Raw genomic sequence first — 17,354 nt, forward strand, 5'->3', positions numbered from 1 at the left:
CCGTGGATGGGGAACCATGAACACTTCTATCAGTACCGCCTACAACTACAAGGTGGTCCGCCAATTCGCCATTATGACGGTGGTCTGGGGCATCGTCGGCATGGGCCTCGGGGTTTTTCTCGCCGCCCAATTGGTCTGGCCTGAACTCAACTTCAATTTGCCCTGGACCAGTTTCGGCCGTCTGCGCCCGCTGCACACCAACGCGGTGATCTTCGCCTTCGGTGGCTGCGCGCTGTTCGCCAGTTCGTTCTACTCGGTGCAACGCACCTGCCAGACTCAACTGTTTGCGCCGAAAATCGCCGCGTTCTGCTTCTGGGGCTGGCAACTGGTGATCCTGCTGGCGGCGATCAGCCTGCCGTTGGGTTACACCAGTTCCAAGGAATACGCCGAGCTGGAATGGCCGATCGACATTCTGATCACCATCGTCTGGGTGGCCTACGCCATCGTGTTCTTCGGCACGATCATGCAGCGCAAGACCAAGCACATTTATGTGGGCAACTGGTTCTTCGGTGCGTTCATCATCACCGTGGCAATCCTGCACATCGTCAACAACCTTGAGTTGCCGGTGAGTTTCACCAAGTCCTACTCGGTGTATGCCGGTGCGACCGATGCGATGGTGCAATGGTGGTACGGCCACAACGCCGTGGGCTTTTTCCTCACCGCCGGTTTCCTCGGGATGATGTACTACTTCGTGCCGAAACAGGCCGAGCGCCCGGTGTATTCGTATCGCCTGTCGATCGTGCACTTCTGGGCACTGATCACCCTGTACATTTGGGCCGGCCCGCACCACTTGCACTACACCGCGCTGCCGGACTGGGCACAGTCGCTGGGCATGGTGATGTCGCTGATCCTGCTGGCACCGAGCTGGGGCGGGATGATCAACGGCATGATGACCCTCTCGGGCGCCTGGCATAAGTTGCGCAGCGACCCGATCCTGCGCTTCCTCGTGGTGTCGCTGGCGTTCTACGGCATGTCGACCTTCGAAGGTCCGATGATGGCGATCAAGACCGTCAACGCGCTCTCCCACTACACCGACTGGACCATCGGCCACGTACACGCCGGTGCTCTGGGCTGGGTGGCGATGATTTCCATCGGCGCGCTGTACCACATGATCCCGAAAATCTTCGGCAAAGAGCAGATGCACAGCATCGGCCTGATCAACGCGCATTTCTGGCTCGCGACCATCGGCACCGTGCTCTACATCGCGTCGATGTGGGTCAACGGCATCGCCCAAGGCCTGATGTGGCGTGCCGTGAACGAGGACGGCACGCTGACCTACTCCTTCGTCGAAACCCTGGTGGCCAGCCACCCAGGCTTCGTCGTACGGCTGGTGGGTGGGGCGATCTTCCTCAGCGGCATGTTCCTGATGGCTTACAACACCTGGCGCACCGTACGGGCCTCACAGCCTGCTGACGTCGTTGCTGCCGCGCAGATGGCCTGAGGAGTCCGCCATGAAACACGAAACGATTGAAAAGAACGTCGGCCTGCTGATGTTGCTCATGGTGTTCGCCGTGAGCATCGGCGGCCTGACCCAGATCGTCCCGCTGTTCTTCCAGGACGTGACCAACAAACCGGTGGAAGGCATGAAGCCCTACACCGCGCTGCAACTGGAAGGCCGCGACATCTACATCCGCGAAGGCTGCGTCGGTTGCCACTCGCAGATGATCCGCCCGTTCCGCGCCGAAACCGAACGCTACGGGCACTACTCGGTAGCCGGTGAGAGCGTGTGGGATCACCCGTTCCTGTGGGGCTCGAAACGCACCGGTCCGGATCTGGCCCGGGTCGGCGCGCGTTACTCGGATGACTGGCACCGCGCGCACTTGTACAACCCGCGCAACGTCGTGCCGGAGTCGAAGATGCCCGCCTACCCGTGGCTGGTCACGCAAGCGGTCGACAGCAGCCACACCGAAACCAAGCTCAAGACCCTGCGCACCCTCGGCGTGCCGTACACCGACAACGATATCAGCGGCGCGGTGGCCAGCCTCAAGGGCAAGACCGAGATGGACGCCCTCGTCTCCTACCTGCAAGTGCTCGGCACTGCAATCAAGAGCAAGAGGTGAGCCATGGTCATTGAAATGAGCACAGGCCTCATACGTGGCCTCGGCACGGTCGTGGTGTTCGTCGCCTTCGTAGGCCTGACCTTGTGGGTTTTCAATCGCAAGCGCACCCCGGAGTTTGCCGAAGCACGTCTGCTGCCGTTCGCCGACGAGCCGCAACCCGACACTACCCCCGCATCTGAACCAAGGAGTACCCGGCCATGACCACCTTCTGGAGTACGTGGATCTGCGTACTGACCATCGGCAGCCTGATCGGCCTGACCTGGCTGCTGATCGGCACGCGTCGGGGCGAGACCAAGGGCAGCGTCGACCAGACCATGGGCCACAGCTTCGACGGCATCGAGGAGTACGACAACCCGCTGCCGCAGTGGTGGTTCATGCTGTTCGCCGGCACGCTGGTGTTTTCCGTGGGCTATCTGATCCTGTATCCGGGCCTGGGTAACTGGAAAGGCATCCTGCCCGGTTACGAGGACGGCTGGACCGGCGTGCACGAGTGGGAAAAGGAAATGAGCAAGGCTGACGCCAGGTTCGGACCGATCTTCGCCAGGTTCGCCGCCATGCCGCTGGAAGAAGTGGCAAAAGACCCACAGGCGCTGAAAATGGGTGGCCGTCTGTTCGCCTCCAACTGCTCGGTCTGCCACGGCTCGGATGCCAAAGGCGCGTTCGGCTTCCCCAACCTGGCCGACAGCGACTGGCGCTGGGGCGGCGACGCCGACACCATCAAGACCACCATCATGGGTGGGCGGATGGCGGCGATGCCGGCCTGGGGCGAAGTGCTCGGTGAAGCGGGTGTGAAAAACGTTGCCGCGTATGTGCGTCACGATCTGGCCGGCCTGCCTTTGCCCGCCGACAGCAAGGCCGACCTGCAAGCCGGACAGCAAACGTTCAGCACCACTTGCGTCGCCTGCCATGGGGCAACCGGCCACGGCACTGAAGCCATGGGGGCGCCGAATCTGACGCACCCGGCCGGATTTATCTATGGCACCAGCCTGACCCAGCTCGAACAGACCATCCGCCATGGTCGCCAAGGTCATATGCCAGCGCAGAATGAGCTGCTGGGTAACGATAAAGTGCAATTACTGGCTGCTTATGTGTACAGCCTCAGCCACAAATTGAATACAGAAAAACTTATTACTGAAGACAATAAGCAGTAGTTATTGACTACACCGCTGCCGCATGTTTCTCAGTGCGGCAGTTTCCCGCCCCTTTGCGACGCATTGTCGCACCCCTTGATACCCTCTCCTTTCGGTTCCCCTGATTCGGGTCTACGCTTGCTCGATGCGGACTGGCCCGTGCTGGTTCCAGGTCGACCTGAGCGATGTGTTCGATGAATCGGCTGACAAACGCGCCGCAAAGGCCGGTAGATACCGGCTGTCGCGCCGATTGCCGTTCATCAGCCGAACCGGCAGTTTTAACACACCTCGTTACAAGTGATCTGAACCCCTCGCTTTTTTTGTCTGCTGCGACATTTTGTCCGAGGCCAATTTTGTCCTTACGCGGCGTATGGAAAGGCCGCAGAATCAGCGTTGGAAAGCATTGACCCAGGTCATGGCGCGTTGCAATGACCCCTTGCTCTCTGCATACTTGCGGCCGATTTTAATCCTAATAAAACACCTAAACCGTGGAACCTTAGAATGAGCACAGCAATCAGTCCGACTGCTTATAACTATAAGGTAGTCCGCCAGTTCGCCATCATGACGGTGGTCTGGGGGATCCTTGGCATGGGGCTCGGTGTCTTCATCGCCTCGCAACTGGTCTGGCCGGAATTGAACTTCGGTCTGCCGTGGACGAGCTTTGGACGCCTGCGCCCGTTGCACACAAACCTGGTGATTTTTGCCTTCGGTGGATGTGCACTGTTTGCCACTTCCTACTATGTCGTGCAGCGAACCTGCCAGACGCGACTGATTTCCGACAGCCTCGCCGCCTTCACCTTCTGGGGCTGGCAAGCGGTGATCGTCGGCGCGATCATTACCTTGCCGCTGGGTTACACCACCACCAAGGAATACGCGGAACTGGAATGGCCGCTGGCTATTCTCCTGGCCATTGTCTGGGTCACCTACGGTCTGGTGTTCTTCGGCACCATCACCAAGCGCAAAACCAAGCACATCTACGTCGGTAACTGGTTCTACGGCGCCTTCATCGTCGTCACCGCGATGCTGCACATCGTCAACCACGCCTCGCTGCCGGTCAGCTTCTTCAAGTCCTACTCGGCCTACTCCGGCGCGACCGACGCGATGATCCAGTGGTGGTACGGCCACAACGCCGTGGGTTTCTTCCTGACCACTGGCTTCCTGGGGATGATGTACTACTTCGTGCCTAAACAGGCCGAACGTCCGATCTACTCCTATCGCCTGTCGATCGTGCACTTCTGGGCACTGATCACCCTGTACATCTGGGCCGGCCCGCACCACCTGCACTACACCGCACTGCCGGATTGGGCACAGTCGCTGGGCATGGCAATGTCGATCATCCTGCTGGCACCGAGCTGGGGCGGCATGATCAACGGCATGATGACTCTGTCGGGCGCCTGGCATAAATTGCGCACCGACCCGATCCTGCGCTTCCTCGTGGTATCGCTGGCGTTCTACGGCATGTCGACCTTCGAAGGGCCGATGATGGCGATCAAGACCGTCAACTCGCTCTCGCACTACACCGACTGGACCATCGGCCACGTACACGCCGGCGCTCTGGGCTGGGTGGCCATGATCTCGATCGGTGCGATCTACCACATGATCCCGAAACTGTTCGGCCGTGCGCAGATGCACAGTGTCGGCCTTATCAACGCGCACTTCTGGCTCGCAACCATTGGTACCGTGCTGTACATCGCGTCGATGTGGGTCAACGGCATCACTCAAGGCCTGATGTGGCGGGCAATCAACGACGACGGCACCCTCACCTACTCGTTCGTTGAAGCGCTGCAAGCCAGCCACCCTGGCTACATCGTCCGTGCCCTGGGCGGTGCATTCTTCGCCAGCGGCATGTTCCTGATGGCTTACAACGTCTGGCGCACCGTGCGCGCCTCGAACCCGGCTGAAGCCGAAGCCGCCGCCCAGATCGCTGTCGTTGGAGCTCACTGATGAAGCATGAAGCTGTCGAGAAGAATATTGGCCTGCTGGCCTTCTTCATGGTCATCGCCGTCAGCGTCGGTGGCCTGACCCAAATCGTTCCGCTGTTTTTCCAGGACGTGACCAACAAGCCGGTCGAGGGCATGAAGCCACGTTCGGCGCTGGAACTGGAAGGCCGCGATATCTATATCGCCAACGGTTGTGTCGGCTGCCACTCGCAGATGATCCGTCCGTTTCGCGCCGAAACCGAACGCTATGGCCACTACTCGGTCGCTGGTGAAAGCGTCTGGGATCACCCGTTCCTGTGGGGTTCCAAACGTACCGGCCCGGACCTGGCCCGTGTGGGTGGTCGCTACTCCGATGACTGGCAGCGTGCGCACTTGTACAACCCGCGCAACGTAGTGCCTGAGTCGAAAATGCCGGCTTACCCGTTCCTCGTGGAAAACAAGCTCGACGGCAAAGACACGGCCAAGAAAATGGAAGTGTTGCGCACACTCGGCGTCCCTTACACCGACGAAGACATCGCCGGTGCAAAAGATGCCGTGAAGGGCAAAACCGAAATGGACGCGCTGGTGGCCTATCTGCAAGGCCTGGGCACCATCATCAAAAGCAAACGGTGAATTGGATGGATATCGGGATGATTCGTGGCCTGGGCACCGTTGTCGTGATGGTGGCCTTCATCGGTCTGGCCTTGTGGGTATTCAGCCCCAAGCGCAAGTCGGAGTTTGAAGACGCGACATTGCTGCCTTTTGCGGATGATCCCGAAGCCATCAAGCACGTCGAGCAAGCTTCTAGGAGTAACAAAGAATGACTACATTCTGGAGTCTGTACGTCACAGTCCTCAGTCTCGGTACGATCTTTTCCCTGACCTGGCTGCTGCTGTCGACCCGCAAGGGCCAGCGCAGCGAACAGACGGACGAGACGGTCGGGCACTCCTTCGACGGGATCGAGGAGTACGACAACCCACTGCCGAAATGGTGGTTCATGCTGTTCGTGGGCACCATCATTTTTGCCTTGGGTTACCTGGTGCTGTATCCGGGTCTGGGTAACTGGAAAGGCCTGCTGCCAGGCTATAACTACCTCGATAACGACAAGCAGACCGCGTTCGCCAACGGCCAGACCGGCTGGACCGGCGTCCACGAGTGGGAAAAGGAAATGGCTCGCTCGGACGCCAAGTTCGGTCCGATCTTCGCCAAGTTTGCTGCCATGCCGATCGAAGAAGTCGCCAAGGATCCGCAAGCCCTGAAGATGGGCGGCCGCCTGTTCGCCTCCAACTGCTCGGTTTGCCACGGTTCCGACGCCAAAGGCGCTTACGGTTTCCCGAACCTCACCGACGCCGACTGGCGCTGGGGCGGCGAGCCGGAAACCATCAAGACCACCATCATGGGCGGTCGTCACGCGGTGATGCCGGCCTGGGCCGAAGTGATCGGCGAGCAAGGCGTTGCCGACGTGGCAGCCTATGTGGTGACGCAACTCGATGGCCGCAAGCTGCCGCAAGACGCCAAGGCTGACCCGGTCAACGGCCAGAAACTGTTCGCCGTCAACTGCGTGGCTTGCCACGGCCCGGAAGGCAAAGGCACCCCGGCCATGGGCGCGCCTAACCTGACCCACCCGGGCGCGTTCATCTACGGCTCGAGCTTCGCGCAACTCCAACAAACCATCCGTTACGGCCGTCAGGGCCAGATGCCGGCGCAGGAACAACTGCAAGGCAACGACAAGGTTCACCTGCTGGCGGCTTACGTTTACAGCCTGTCCCACGGTGAAAAAATGCCGGAAGCCGAGGCGCAGTAAGGCCGACGCTTGATGCAAAGGAAGGCCCGGCCAATGACAATTGGCCGGGCCTTTTTCATGGACGGCTGGCCCAGATGGATTTCACCGCCACCGTGTCGATGAGCGTGCGCTCCTGCCATTGATTGTCCTTCACCAGATAAATCTGCAACTGCTTGCGATCCTCGGTAAAACGGGTGATCAAGTAGGTCTGCTGAGACGTGGCGCCACTCAGATACATCGGCACATCTCCCACCCAGTAAGAGTCACCGCCGTCCCGGTGTAAATGACCGGCGAATATTGCTGTGACCTGATACTTGACGATCATGTCGCGAAAGCGTTTTTGCTGCGCACTGTCGCCCTTCATCTTCAACGGCTTGTGCATATTTATGATAATGGCGTACCCCTGAGCTCTCGCCAGACGCAGGTCAACCTCAAGCCAGTCCAGTGCACTATTGATCTCGAACGTCGTCGGGTTCAGGAAATGAGCAATCCGGGTCGAGTACGTCGGCTCATTGTTGAGTTGAACCATGTGGACGTCACCGATGGTCTTTGAATAAGCGAGACTTCCTGAATACGTATTACCCCAAAAACCTTGCGCGGACCTCACATCAAAGTTATCCACCCTGTTTTCATGATGTTTTCTGAATTCAACAATACTGCCCGCCGCACAGCTGTTACTGAAACAATCATCCACATTGTTTTCATAGTCATGATTACCCAAACCATACAGATACTCACCACCGAAGTGCTTAGCCAGCACCTCTTTCATATAGGAGCGCTGCCAGTCATGACCGAACGCGGTGATATCTCCGTTGATCATCAATGGCACTTTCGCCTGCCCACCCTGAGCATTTCGAAAAGCGGCAATACTTGCCAACTGAGTTTCCACCAGCCACTTCGAACGCTTTGTAAACGCCTCATCAGATTCAGGCGCCCCGCTGTCTGTCTTGTCTGTCCAGGGATACTGCGTATCCGATGCAAACACCATATATTTAGGCGCAGGCTCCACAGAATAAGCCGAGACTACCGACAACAACAAACACACACCCAGAATAAAAGCCGCAACTTTACTACCCGTCATCATATTTAACTTCCATTCAATAACTTATGCTGACGACCTCATGTCGCCAGCCACCAACTTATTCGAAAGACAATAAAATCTCAAACACACAAACCTGATTAATTAATCACTCTTGTTTCCAAGCTTCTAAAAAACAACCAGGACTAACAATTAAAAAGCAATCAACGATCAGCCGCAGGGGCTTGCGAAACTTGCAATCAGAAAGCGTTCACGATTTGAGGCAAATGCTCAATAGACTCAATCTTCATCGGTCTGTAACTTTTCTTTCCGTCTGCCGATGGTTCGTCAGACCACCCCCTATACCGCTGCATATCAAGGAAGAAAGCCATGCGAGAATCCGATGTTGATTGTGTGCAATCCCACGAAGATTTCACTTTTGCCGACCCGGGTATCAAACCCGACACTCCGCTCCCCGATGCCAGCGGCGACGCCACCGCTGGCCATGAGGTGAAAAAACCCAAAGACGGCGGGCTTGAAAGTCTCGGCGGCGGCAGGCTGGACTGATGCCTGCGGATTGCCTGCCGAGACGATGCATGGGACTCACTCGCCCGAGCGATTCTCATGCATCGTCTATAGTCAATTGATCTGGATCAGGACTTGTTACATCTGCTACACCATTTACAGCCCGCCCCCAACGCGACCAAAGGTCGCACCCGTTAGACGGCGTGACAGGCGTATCATTGCGCCACTGCAACGCCCTTTCCGACCCCGGCCGGCACGTATCGACCGAGGCATTTTTCCACTGCCGTGGGATGCAATGATGAGCAACCAGATTCCGGTACACGACGTCACGCCACCGAGCAAAAACGCGAACAACAGCGTTGATCTTTACGCCTCACGAGAAAAAATCTACACCCGTGCTTTTACCGGTTTGTTCCGCAATCTGCGGATGATGGGCGGTGCCGCCCTGTTCCTGCTGTATTTCGGCACGGTGTGGCTGAACTGGGGTGGCCATCAGGCCGTGTGGTGGAACCTGCCGGAGCGCAAGTTCTTCATCTTCGGCGCCACCTTCTGGCCACAGGACTTCATTCTCCTTTCAGGCCTGCTGATCATTGCCGCGTTCGGCCTGTTCTTCATCACCGTGTATGCCGGCCGAGTCTGGTGCGGCTACACCTGTCCGCAAAGCGTGTGGACGTGGATTTTCATGTGGTGCGAAAAGGTCACCGAAGGCGACCGCAACCAGCGCATCAAGCTCGACAAGGCGCCGATGAGCGGCAACAAACTCCTGCGCAAACTCGCCAAACACTCGCTTTGGCTGCTGATCGGTTTCGTCACAGGCATGACCTTCGTGGGTTACTTTTCGCCGATCCGCGAACTGGTCTTCGAGTTTTTCACCGGACAAGCCGATGGCTGGTCGTACTTCTGGGTCGGCTTCTTCACCCTCGCCACCTACGGCAACGCCGGCTGGCTGCGCGAACAGGTGTGCATCTACATGTGCCCGTACGCTCGCTTCCAGAGCGTGATGTTCGACAAGGACACACTGATCGTTTCCTACGATCCGCGTCGTGGCGAAAGCCGTGGCCCGCGCAAAAAAGGCGCCGACTACAAGGCTCAGGGCCTGGGCGACTGCATCGACTGCACCATGTGCGTTCAGGTCTGCCCGACCGGTATCGACATCCGCGACGGCCTGCAAATCGAATGCATCGGCTGCGCCGCGTGTATCGACGCCTGCGACAGCATCATGGACAAGATGGACTACCCGCGCGGCCTGATCAGCTACACCACCGAACACAACCTGTCGGGCCAGAAAACCCATAAACTGCGACCACGCCTGATCGGCTATGCCGTGGTGTTGCTGGCGATGATCAGCCTGTTGGTGACTGCGTTCGTCATGCGTTCTCTGGTCGGTTTCGATGTCAGCAAAGACCGCGTGCTGTATCGCGAGAACGCCGAAGGCCGGATAGAAAACGTCTACAGCCTGAAGATCATGAACAAGGATCAGCGCGACCACACCTACGTGCTGGAAGCCGCTGGCCTGCCGGATCTGCGCCTGCAAGGCAAACGTGAAATCAAGGTCGCGGCCGGGGATATTTTCAGCATGCCGGTCGAGCTGTCGAGCGCACCGGAACAACTGCCGTCGAGCACCAACGAGGTCAAATTCATCCTCAAGGATGCTGATGACAACAGCGTCCACGTTGAAGCCAAGAGCCGATTCATCGGCCCACAAATCCGTTAAGAGAACTGAACATGCCCGCAGCAAACGCCGCAAGTCCCTGGTACAAGCACCTCTGGCCATGGATCATCATCGCGATTCTGGCCTGTTCGGTGACGCTGACCCTGTCCATGGTGACCATCGCGGTGAACAACCCGGACAACCTGGTCAACGACAACTACTACGAGGCAGGCAAAGGCATCAACCGCTCACTGGATCGCGAACTGCTCGCACAGCACCTGAAGATGCGCGCCGCTGTGCATCTGGATGATCTGACCGGTGAAGTCGAAGTGCGCTTGAGCGGCGACAGCCAGCCCAGGACACTTGAGCTGAACCTGATCTCGCCGACCCAACCGGAGAAGGATCGCAAGATCGTCCTGACCCGCAGCGAAACTGAAGCGGGCCGCTACATCGGCCAGTTGAGCGACAAGGTCGACGGCCGCCGGTTTGTCGAATTGCTGGGATCGCAGGATGATCACATCTGGCGCATGTTCGAAGAAGAGCGGGTCAGCCATGACACGGACCTGCTGCTCGGTGACGAACCGCTCCAGGGCGCCGAAGACCTGAAGAAGTAACGCCGCGCTTCGCGCAAACCCGCTCCCACGGTGGATATCCAGTATCCACCGTGGGAGCGGGTTTGCTCGCGAAGAGGCCCGACCGGACGACATCGATTACGCCGCATTAATGAAAACCTGATGACCACCCCGATCCCCTGCTACCACTGCGCCCTGCCCGTCCCGTCCGGCAGTCGCTTCACCGCCGTTGTACTCGGGGAACCCCGTGAGTTCTGCTGCCCGGGCTGTCAGGCTGTGGCCGAAGCCATCGTTGCCGGTGGTCTGCAAAGCTACTACCAGCACCGCAGCGAAGCCTCGGCCAACCCCGAAGCGCTGCCGGTGCAATTGGTCGATGAGCTGGCGCTGTACGACCGCGCCGATGTCCAGCAACCTTTTGTCCGCCACGAAGGCGAACTGGCCGAAACCACGCTGCTGATGGAAGGCATCAGTTGCGCCGCCTGCGGCTGGCTGATCGAGAAACATCTGCGCACGCTTGGGGCGGTCGCCGAAGCCCGACTGAATCTGTCCAACCATCGACTTCACGTTCGCTGGGCGGATGGGCAATTGCCGCTGAGCCGATTGCTCGCCGAACTGCGCCACATCGGTTACGCCGCCCACCCGTATCAGGCCGACCGTGCCAGCGAACAGATAGCCAGCGAAAACCGCCTCGCCCTGCGCCAATTGGGCGTGGCCGGGCTGCTATGGTTCCAGGCGATGATGGCAACCATGGCGACCTGGCCGGAATTCAACATCGACCTGAGCCCCGAACTGCACACCATCCTGCGCTGGGTCGCGCTGTTTCTGACCACGCCGATCGTGTTCTACAGTTGCGCGCCGTTCTTCAAGGGCGCGATGCGTGACTTGCGAACGCGCCACCTGACCATGGATGTTTCGGTGTCGCTAGCGATCGGCAGCGCCTACATGGCCGGGATCTGGACGGCGATCACCGGCGTCGGCGAGTTGTATTTCGATGCGGTCGGCATGTTTGCGCTGTTTCTGCTCGCCGGGCGCTATCTGGAGCGTCGCGCGCGGGAGCGAACCGCCGCTGCGACCGCACAGTTGGTCAACCTGTTGCCCGCCTCGTGCCTGCGCCTCGATGAGGCCGGCCAGAGCGAGCGCATCCTGCTCAGCGAGCTGCGCCTGGGCGATCACGTGCTGGTGCCACCGGGCTCGACCCTGCCGGCGGACGGCAAGATCCTCGATGGCCAGTCGAGCATCGACGAATCACTGCTGACCGGCGAATACCTGCCACAACCGCGCACGCCGGGCGATGCCGTCACAGCGGGCACCCTGAACGTTGAGGGTGCGTTAACCGTGCAAGTGCTCGCGCTAGGACAGGACACGCGACTGTCGGCCATCGTCCGTTTGCTCGACCGCGCCCAGACCGAAAAACCACGACTGGCGGAAATCGCCGACCGCGCCGCGCAATGGTTCTTGCTGTTGTCGCTGATCGCCGCTGCTGCCATTGGCCTGCTGTGGTGGGAGCTGGATTCGTCACGCGCATTCTGGATCGTCCTCGCGATGCTGGTGGCGACCTGCCCCTGCGCGCTATCGCTGGCAACACCGACCGCCCTCACCGCCGCCACCGGCACGTTGCACAAACTCGGCTTGCTGCTGACCCGCGGCCATGTGCTGGAAGGCCTGAACCAGATCGACACGGTGATTTTCGACAAGACCGGCACCCTCACCGAAGGCCGACTGGTATTGCGCTCGATTCGCCCACTGGGCGCACTGGACAGCGATCAATGCCTGAGCCTCGCCGCTGCGTTGGAGAACCGTTCGGAACACCCGATTGCCCGCGCGTTCGGCCGTGCGCCGCTGGCGGCCGAAGAGGTCCACAGCACGCCAGGGCTTGGCCTCGAAGGCTTGGTCGGCGAACAACGCTTGCGCATCGGTCAGGCGGAATTTGTCTGCGCCCTTAGCGGCGCCATTGCGCCTGCGATGCCGAATGAACCCGGGCAATGGCTGCTGCTCGGCGACACGCAGCGGCCGCTGGCCTGGTTCGTCCTCGATGACCGTTTGCGCGACGATGCACCGGCCCTGCTCGCCGCCTGCAAGGCGCGTGGCTGGCGCACATTGCTGTTGTCCGGCGACAGTTCGCCGATGGTCGCAAGTGTTGCCGCAGAACTGGGCATCGAAGAGGCCCGTGGCGGTCTGCGCCCGGACGACAAACTGCAAGTGCTGCACCAGTTGCACCGGGAAGGTCGCAAAGTCTTGATGCTCGGTGACGGCGTCAACGATGTGCCAGTGCTGGCGGCTGCCGACATCAGCGTGGCCATGGGCTCGGCCACTGACCTGGCGAAAACCAGCGCCGATGCCGTGTTGCTGTCCAATCGGCTCGACGCCCTGGTGCAAGCCTTCACGCTGGCGCGACGCACCCGCCGGGTAATCATCGAGAACCTGCTGTGGGCGGCGCTGTACAATGGCTTCATGTTGCCGTTCGCCGCCCTCGGCTGGATCACCCCGGTGTGGGCCGCGGTCGGCATGTCGATCAGTTCGTTGACCGTGGTGCTCAATGCCCTGCGCCTGACTCGCCTGCCGAGCGCGCCGGCCGCCCGCACCGCGTCAGAAACCCGCCCGCTGCCGGCCTGAGCCGCAAGGGCATGGAGTACAGATGCCAGCTCTCTACGTGATGATCCCGGCCGCACTGCTGATCGTGGCCATCGCCGTGTACATTTTCTTCTGGGCAGTGGACAGCGGTCAGTACGACGACCTCGACGGTCCGGCCCACAGCATTCTGTTCGACGATCAGGACCCCAACCACACCGCTGCGGTGGACGAAGCCAACGCAACCAAACCGGACGACAAGGCGCCGCCCCATGCTTGAATTGGCGCCTCTGCTGGTGTCGTCGCTGATCCTCGGCTTGCTCGGCGGCGGCCATTGCCTGGGAATGTGCGGCGGTTTGATGGGCGCGCTGACGCTGGCAATCCCCAAGGAACAACGCAGCCGACGCTTTCGTCTGCTGCTGGCCTACAACCTGGGTCGAATCCTCAGTTACGCCACCGCCGGATTGCTGATCGGCCTCGCCGGTTGGGCAGTGGCGAACAGCCCGGCCGCGCTGTTCATGCGCGTGCTGGCCGGTTTGCTGTTGATTGCCATGGGCTTGTATCTGGCCGGCTGGTGGAGCGGACTGACCCGCATCGAAAGCCTCGGTCGCGGCTTGTGGCGCTACATTCAACCGGTAGCCAACCGCTTGCTACCGGTGTCGAGCCTGCCCCGCGCCTTATTGCTCGGTGCGCTATGGGGCTGGCTGCCCTGCGGACTGGTTTACAGCACGCTGTTGTGGTCGGCGAGCCAGGGCAATGCGCTGGACAGTGCCTTGTTGATGCTCGCATTCGGGCTGGGTACCTGGCCGGTGCTGCTCGCAACCGGCCTCGCCGCCGAGCGCGTCACAGCGTTGTTGCGCAAACGCAGCGTACGCATGACCGGCGGGGTTTTAGTGATGCTGTTCGGCATCTGGACCCTGCCCGGCCCTCATCAACACTGGTTGATGGGGCATTGAGTCGGCGGCGCAACCTTCGCGGGTAAGCCCGCACCCGCCACACATATCTCCCCGTTGATGCAAATCAACATGCCTGCGCGCGCCCTCCCCTAGACTCGCCAACACTGCCAGCCTACCCGGGGGAATGCCCGCATGCTCGACGCCATTCGTTGGGACACAGATCTGATCCGCCGCTACGACTTGGCGGGGCCGCGCTACACCTCGTACCCGACGGCCGTGCAATTCAACAGTCAGGTCGGCACCTTCGACCTGTTCCACGCCCTGCGCGACAGCCGCAAGGCGCTACGCCCCTTGTCGTTGTATGTGCATGTGCCGTTCTGCGCGAACATTTGCTACTACTGCGCCTGCAACAAGGTGATCACCAAGGATCGTGGCCGAGCGCTGCCTTACCTGCAACGCCTGGAGCAGGAAATCCAGCTGATCGCCTGCCACCTCGACCCGGCGCAGAAAGTCGAGCAGTTGCACTTCGGCGGCGGTACCCCGACCTTCCTCAGCCACGACGAACTGCGCCAACTGATGGCGCATCTGCGCAAACACTTCAATCTGCTGGATGACGACTCCGGCGATTACGGCATCGAAATCGATCCGCGTGAAGCCGACTGGTCGACCATGGGCTTGCTGCGTGAGCTGGGGTTCAACCGGGTCAGCATTGGCCTGCAAGACCTTGATCCGGCGGTACAGCGGGCGGTTAATCGCCTGCAAAGCCTGGAAGAAACCCGCGCCGTGATCGACGCGGCGCGCACGCTGCAATTTCGTTCGATCAATATTGACCTGATTTATGGCTTGCCCAAACAGACCCCCGACAACTTCGCCCGCACGGTCGAGGAAGTCATCAGCCTGCAGCCGGATCGACTCTCGGTATTCAACTACGCACACCTGCCGGAACGCTTCATGCCGCAGCGGCGGATCAACAGCAATGAACTGCCGACCCCGACGCAAAAACTGCACATGCTCCAGCGCACCATCGAGCAACTGACCGCCGCCGGTTACCGCTACATCGGCATGGACCACTTCGCCCTGCCCGACGATGAACTGGCGGTCGCTCAGGAAGAACAAACCCTGCAACGCAACTTCCAGGGCTACACCACCCACGGTCATTGCGACTTGATTGGCCTGGGCGTATCGGCCATCAGCCAGATCGGCGATCTGTATTGCCAGAACAGCAGTGATCTCAACGAATACCAAAACACCCTCGCCGCCGCGCAATTGGCGACCAGTCGGGGCCTGGTGTGCAACGCCGATGATCGGCTGCGACGCGCAGTGATTCAGCAACTGATCTGCAATTTCAGCCTGGAATTCGCCGAGATCGAGCAGCAGTTCAACATCGATTTTCAGGGGTATTTCGGCGCGCTGTGGCCGCAACTGCAAGGCATGGCCAACGATGGCCTGATCACGCTTGGTCGCGAGCGTATTGAGGTTTTACCGGCCGGACGGCTGTTGGTGCGCTCGGTGTGCATGGTATTTGACGCCTACCTTGAACAGCAGAACCGCCAGCGTTTTTCCCGGGTGATCTGAACTGTTATTGCTTACGCAGACGCTTTGAAACCGATGGTTCAGGATTCACTCGATAGCACCTCGACTGTCGCGTGCCCTGCGGCTTTATGCCCGCAGGGCAATCTCTTCACAAGCTGGCCTGAATGTCCTCCCGTGAGTTACCCTTACGGCTTATGTGTGTTTTCCCACAAGGATTAAAGAAATGTCCGAGCCAGTTAAACTGCGCGCTCACACCCAGGCTCATTGCAAGGATTGCAGCCTGGCCCCTCTGTGCCTGCCACTTTCTCTGAATCTGGAAGACATGGATGCGCTGGACGACATCGTTAAACGCGGCCGCCCGTTGAAAAAGGGTGAGTTCCTGTTCCGCCAGGGCGACACGTTCGATTCCGTTTATGCAGTACGCTCCGGCGCCCTGAAGACTTTCAGCCTGAGCGATACCGGCGAAGAGCAACTCACCGGCTTCCACCTGCCCAGCGAACTGGTCGGCCTGTCCGGCATGGACACCGAAAAACACCCGGTTTCCGCCCAGGCCCTGGAAACCACCTCGGTCTGCGAAATCCCTTTCGAACGCCTCGACGAACTGGCCCTGCAATTGCCGCAACTGCGCCGCCAGTTGATGCGCGTGATGAGCCGCGAAATTCGCGACGACCAGCAAATGATGTTGCTGCTGTCGAAGAAGACTGCCGACGAACGTATTGCAACCTTCCTGGTCAACCTGTCCGCCCGCTTCCGCGCTCGCGGTTTCTCGGCCAACCAGTTCCGCTTGAGCATGTCGCGCAATGAAATCGGCAACTACCTGGGGCTGGCGGTAGAAACCGTGTCCCGGGTGTTCACCCGCTTCCAGCAAAACGAACTGATTGCCGCCGAGGGCAAAGAAATTCATATCCTCGACCCGATTCAGCTGTGTGCGCTGGCGGGTGGCTCGCTCGAAGGCTGATCTCGATCCGCGGTTGAGCGAAGCGTTTCAGCCGCGGGTATACTGCGCCGTTTGCAGCCCTGCCAGGACACTTCGACGATGGTCTTCGACTCCTTCGACATCAAATCCCTGATCCGCCCCGTAATCGACTTCCCGAAACCGGGCGTGATCTTTCGTGACATCACCCCCCTCTTCCAGTCGCCAACGGCCCTGCGCCTGGTGATGGACAGCTTCGCTCACCGCTATGTCGAAGCCGACTTCACCCACATCGGCGCGATGGATGCCCGTGGTTTTTTGATCGGTTCGGTATTGGCCTATCAGTTGAACAAGCCGCTGGTGCTGTTCCGCAAGCAAGGCAAACTGCCGGCGGACGTGCTGGCCGAGGGTTACGCGACCGAGTACGGTGAAGCGTTCCTTGAAGTGCACGCCGACAGCCTGTGTGAGGGCGATTCGGTGGTGATGTTTGATGATTTGATTGCCACCGGCGGAACGCTGATTGCCGCGGCCAATCTGATTCGCCGGATGGGCGCTCGGGTGCATGAGGCGGCGGCGATCATTGATCTGCCGGAGCTCGGTGGTTCGCAGCGTCTGGAAGACATGGGGATCCCGACATTCTGCCTGACGCAGTTTGCCCTGACCGATAAGTAAGTAGCGCCTGTACTGATGCCTTCGCGGGCAGGCCCGCTCCCACAGTGATTTCGGTCGTTCACAAATCTTGTGTACACCGGGAACTGGCTTGCCCGCGCAGAGGCAGTAGCCTCA

Annotated in this window: 18 protein-coding genes; 17 read left to right on the forward strand and 1 reads right to left on the reverse strand. The window is 59.8% G+C overall.

Annotated features, from left to right (window positions below):
• Positions 1-16: 16 nt before the first annotated feature.
• The 8 genes from ccoN (AACY18_RS18925) (at position 17) to ccoP (AACY18_RS18960) (ending at position 6,913) form a co-directional block, all read left to right on the forward strand.
• On the forward strand, positions 17-1,441 hold the full coding sequence (gene ccoN / locus AACY18_RS18925; protein WP_221733294.1) for a cytochrome-c oxidase, cbb3-type subunit I: 1,425 nt from the start codon (positions 17-19) through the stop codon (positions 1,439-1,441).
• Between the two features lie 10 nt (positions 1,442-1,451).
• Positions 1,452-2,060, forward strand: a complete 609-nt coding sequence (gene ccoO, locus AACY18_RS18930) for a cytochrome-c oxidase, cbb3-type subunit II (protein ID WP_339432570.1) — start codon at positions 1,452-1,454, stop codon at positions 2,058-2,060.
• Positions 2,061-2,063: 3 nt separating this feature from the next.
• The gene (locus AACY18_RS18935; protein ID WP_339432571.1) at positions 2,064-2,261 is read left to right on the forward strand and encodes a cbb3-type cytochrome oxidase subunit 3; all 198 of its coding nucleotides are present in this window, start codon (positions 2,064-2,066) and stop codon (positions 2,259-2,261) included.
• Complete coding sequence (ccoP, locus tag AACY18_RS18940) at positions 2,258-3,211, forward strand: cytochrome-c oxidase, cbb3-type subunit III (RefSeq protein WP_339432572.1); 954 nt, start codon at positions 2,258-2,260, stop codon at positions 3,209-3,211. Before AACY18_RS18935 ends, ccoP (AACY18_RS18940) begins: the two co-directional genes overlap by 4 nt.
• A gap of 480 nt (positions 3,212-3,691) precedes the next feature.
• Positions 3,692-5,134: a cytochrome-c oxidase, cbb3-type subunit I gene (gene ccoN, locus AACY18_RS18945; RefSeq protein WP_123463551.1), complete on the forward strand. Its 1,443-nt coding sequence runs from the start codon at positions 3,692-3,694 to the stop codon at positions 5,132-5,134.
• Positions 5,134-5,742, forward strand: a complete 609-nt coding sequence (gene ccoO / locus AACY18_RS18950) for a cytochrome-c oxidase, cbb3-type subunit II (RefSeq protein ID WP_221733289.1) — start codon at positions 5,134-5,136, stop codon at positions 5,740-5,742. The genes ccoN (AACY18_RS18945) and ccoO (AACY18_RS18950) overlap by 1 nt, the downstream gene beginning before the upstream one ends.
• A gap of 5 nt (positions 5,743-5,747) precedes the next feature.
• A complete protein-coding gene (locus AACY18_RS18955) occupies positions 5,748-5,933 on the forward strand; it encodes a CcoQ/FixQ family Cbb3-type cytochrome c oxidase assembly chaperone (protein ID WP_003175465.1) in 186 nt (61 codons plus the stop codon).
• Positions 5,930-6,913 carry a cytochrome-c oxidase, cbb3-type subunit III gene (ccoP, locus tag AACY18_RS18960; RefSeq protein WP_339432573.1) on the forward strand — a complete coding sequence of 328 codons (984 nt, stop codon included), beginning with the start codon at positions 5,930-5,932 and terminating at the stop codon, positions 6,911-6,913. Before AACY18_RS18955 ends, ccoP (AACY18_RS18960) begins: the two co-directional genes overlap by 4 nt.
• Before the next feature lie 55 nt (positions 6,914-6,968).
• Here the strand turns inward: ccoP (AACY18_RS18960) and AACY18_RS18965 are convergent, their stop codons facing one another.
• A complete protein-coding gene (locus AACY18_RS18965; protein WP_339465694.1) occupies positions 6,969-7,973 on the reverse strand; it encodes a metallophosphoesterase family protein in 1,005 nt (334 codons plus the stop codon).
• 327 nt (positions 7,974-8,300) lie between these two features.
• On the opposite strand from AACY18_RS18965, the gene AACY18_RS18970 reads away from it, so the two are divergent.
• The 9 genes from AACY18_RS18970 (at position 8,301) to AACY18_RS19010 (ending at position 17,240) form a co-directional block, all read left to right on the forward strand.
• Positions 8,301-8,477, forward strand: coding sequence for a hypothetical protein (locus tag AACY18_RS18970; RefSeq protein ID WP_339432574.1), 177 nt, complete (start codon positions 8,301-8,303; stop codon positions 8,475-8,477).
• 256 nt (positions 8,478-8,733) lie between these two features.
• Positions 8,734-10,149, forward strand: a complete 1,416-nt coding sequence (ccoG, locus tag AACY18_RS18975; protein WP_339432575.1) for a cytochrome c oxidase accessory protein CcoG — start codon at positions 8,734-8,736, stop codon at positions 10,147-10,149.
• Positions 10,150-10,160: 11 nt separating this feature from the next.
• Positions 10,161-10,700, forward strand: coding sequence for a FixH family protein (locus AACY18_RS18980; protein ID WP_339432576.1), 540 nt, complete (start codon positions 10,161-10,163; stop codon positions 10,698-10,700).
• A gap of 120 nt (positions 10,701-10,820) precedes the next feature.
• The gene (locus AACY18_RS18985; RefSeq protein ID WP_339465687.1) at positions 10,821-13,271 is read left to right on the forward strand and encodes a heavy metal translocating P-type ATPase; all 2,451 of its coding nucleotides are present in this window, start codon (positions 10,821-10,823) and stop codon (positions 13,269-13,271) included.
• 22 nt (positions 13,272-13,293) lie between these two features.
• Entirely contained in the window at positions 13,294-13,506 is a 213-nt protein-coding gene (ccoS, locus tag AACY18_RS18990) for a cbb3-type cytochrome oxidase assembly protein CcoS (RefSeq protein ID WP_339432578.1), read from the forward strand.
• Positions 13,499-14,182, forward strand: a complete 684-nt coding sequence (locus AACY18_RS18995) for a sulfite exporter TauE/SafE family protein (protein ID WP_339465688.1) — start codon at positions 13,499-13,501, stop codon at positions 14,180-14,182. The genes ccoS and AACY18_RS18995 overlap by 8 nt, the downstream gene beginning before the upstream one ends.
• Before the next feature lie 132 nt (positions 14,183-14,314).
• Positions 14,315-15,697 carry an oxygen-independent coproporphyrinogen III oxidase gene (hemN, locus tag AACY18_RS19000; protein WP_339432580.1) on the forward strand — a complete coding sequence of 461 codons (1,383 nt, stop codon included), beginning with the start codon at positions 14,315-14,317 and terminating at the stop codon, positions 15,695-15,697.
• Between the two features lie 181 nt (positions 15,698-15,878).
• The gene (gene fnr, locus AACY18_RS19005; protein ID WP_339432581.1) at positions 15,879-16,613 is read left to right on the forward strand and encodes a fumarate/nitrate reduction transcriptional regulator Fnr; all 735 of its coding nucleotides are present in this window, start codon (positions 15,879-15,881) and stop codon (positions 16,611-16,613) included.
• A 78-nt stretch (positions 16,614-16,691) separates the two neighbouring features.
• Complete coding sequence (locus AACY18_RS19010) at positions 16,692-17,240, forward strand: adenine phosphoribosyltransferase (protein ID WP_027921719.1); 549 nt, start codon at positions 16,692-16,694, stop codon at positions 17,238-17,240.
• Positions 17,241-17,354 lie beyond the last annotated feature (114 nt).

The sequence above is a fragment of the Pseudomonas sp. EA_65y_Pfl2_P74 genome (genome assembly GCF_963970575.1).
Taxonomy (GTDB): Bacteria; Pseudomonadota; Gammaproteobacteria; order Pseudomonadales; family Pseudomonadaceae; genus Aquipseudomonas; species Aquipseudomonas baetica_A.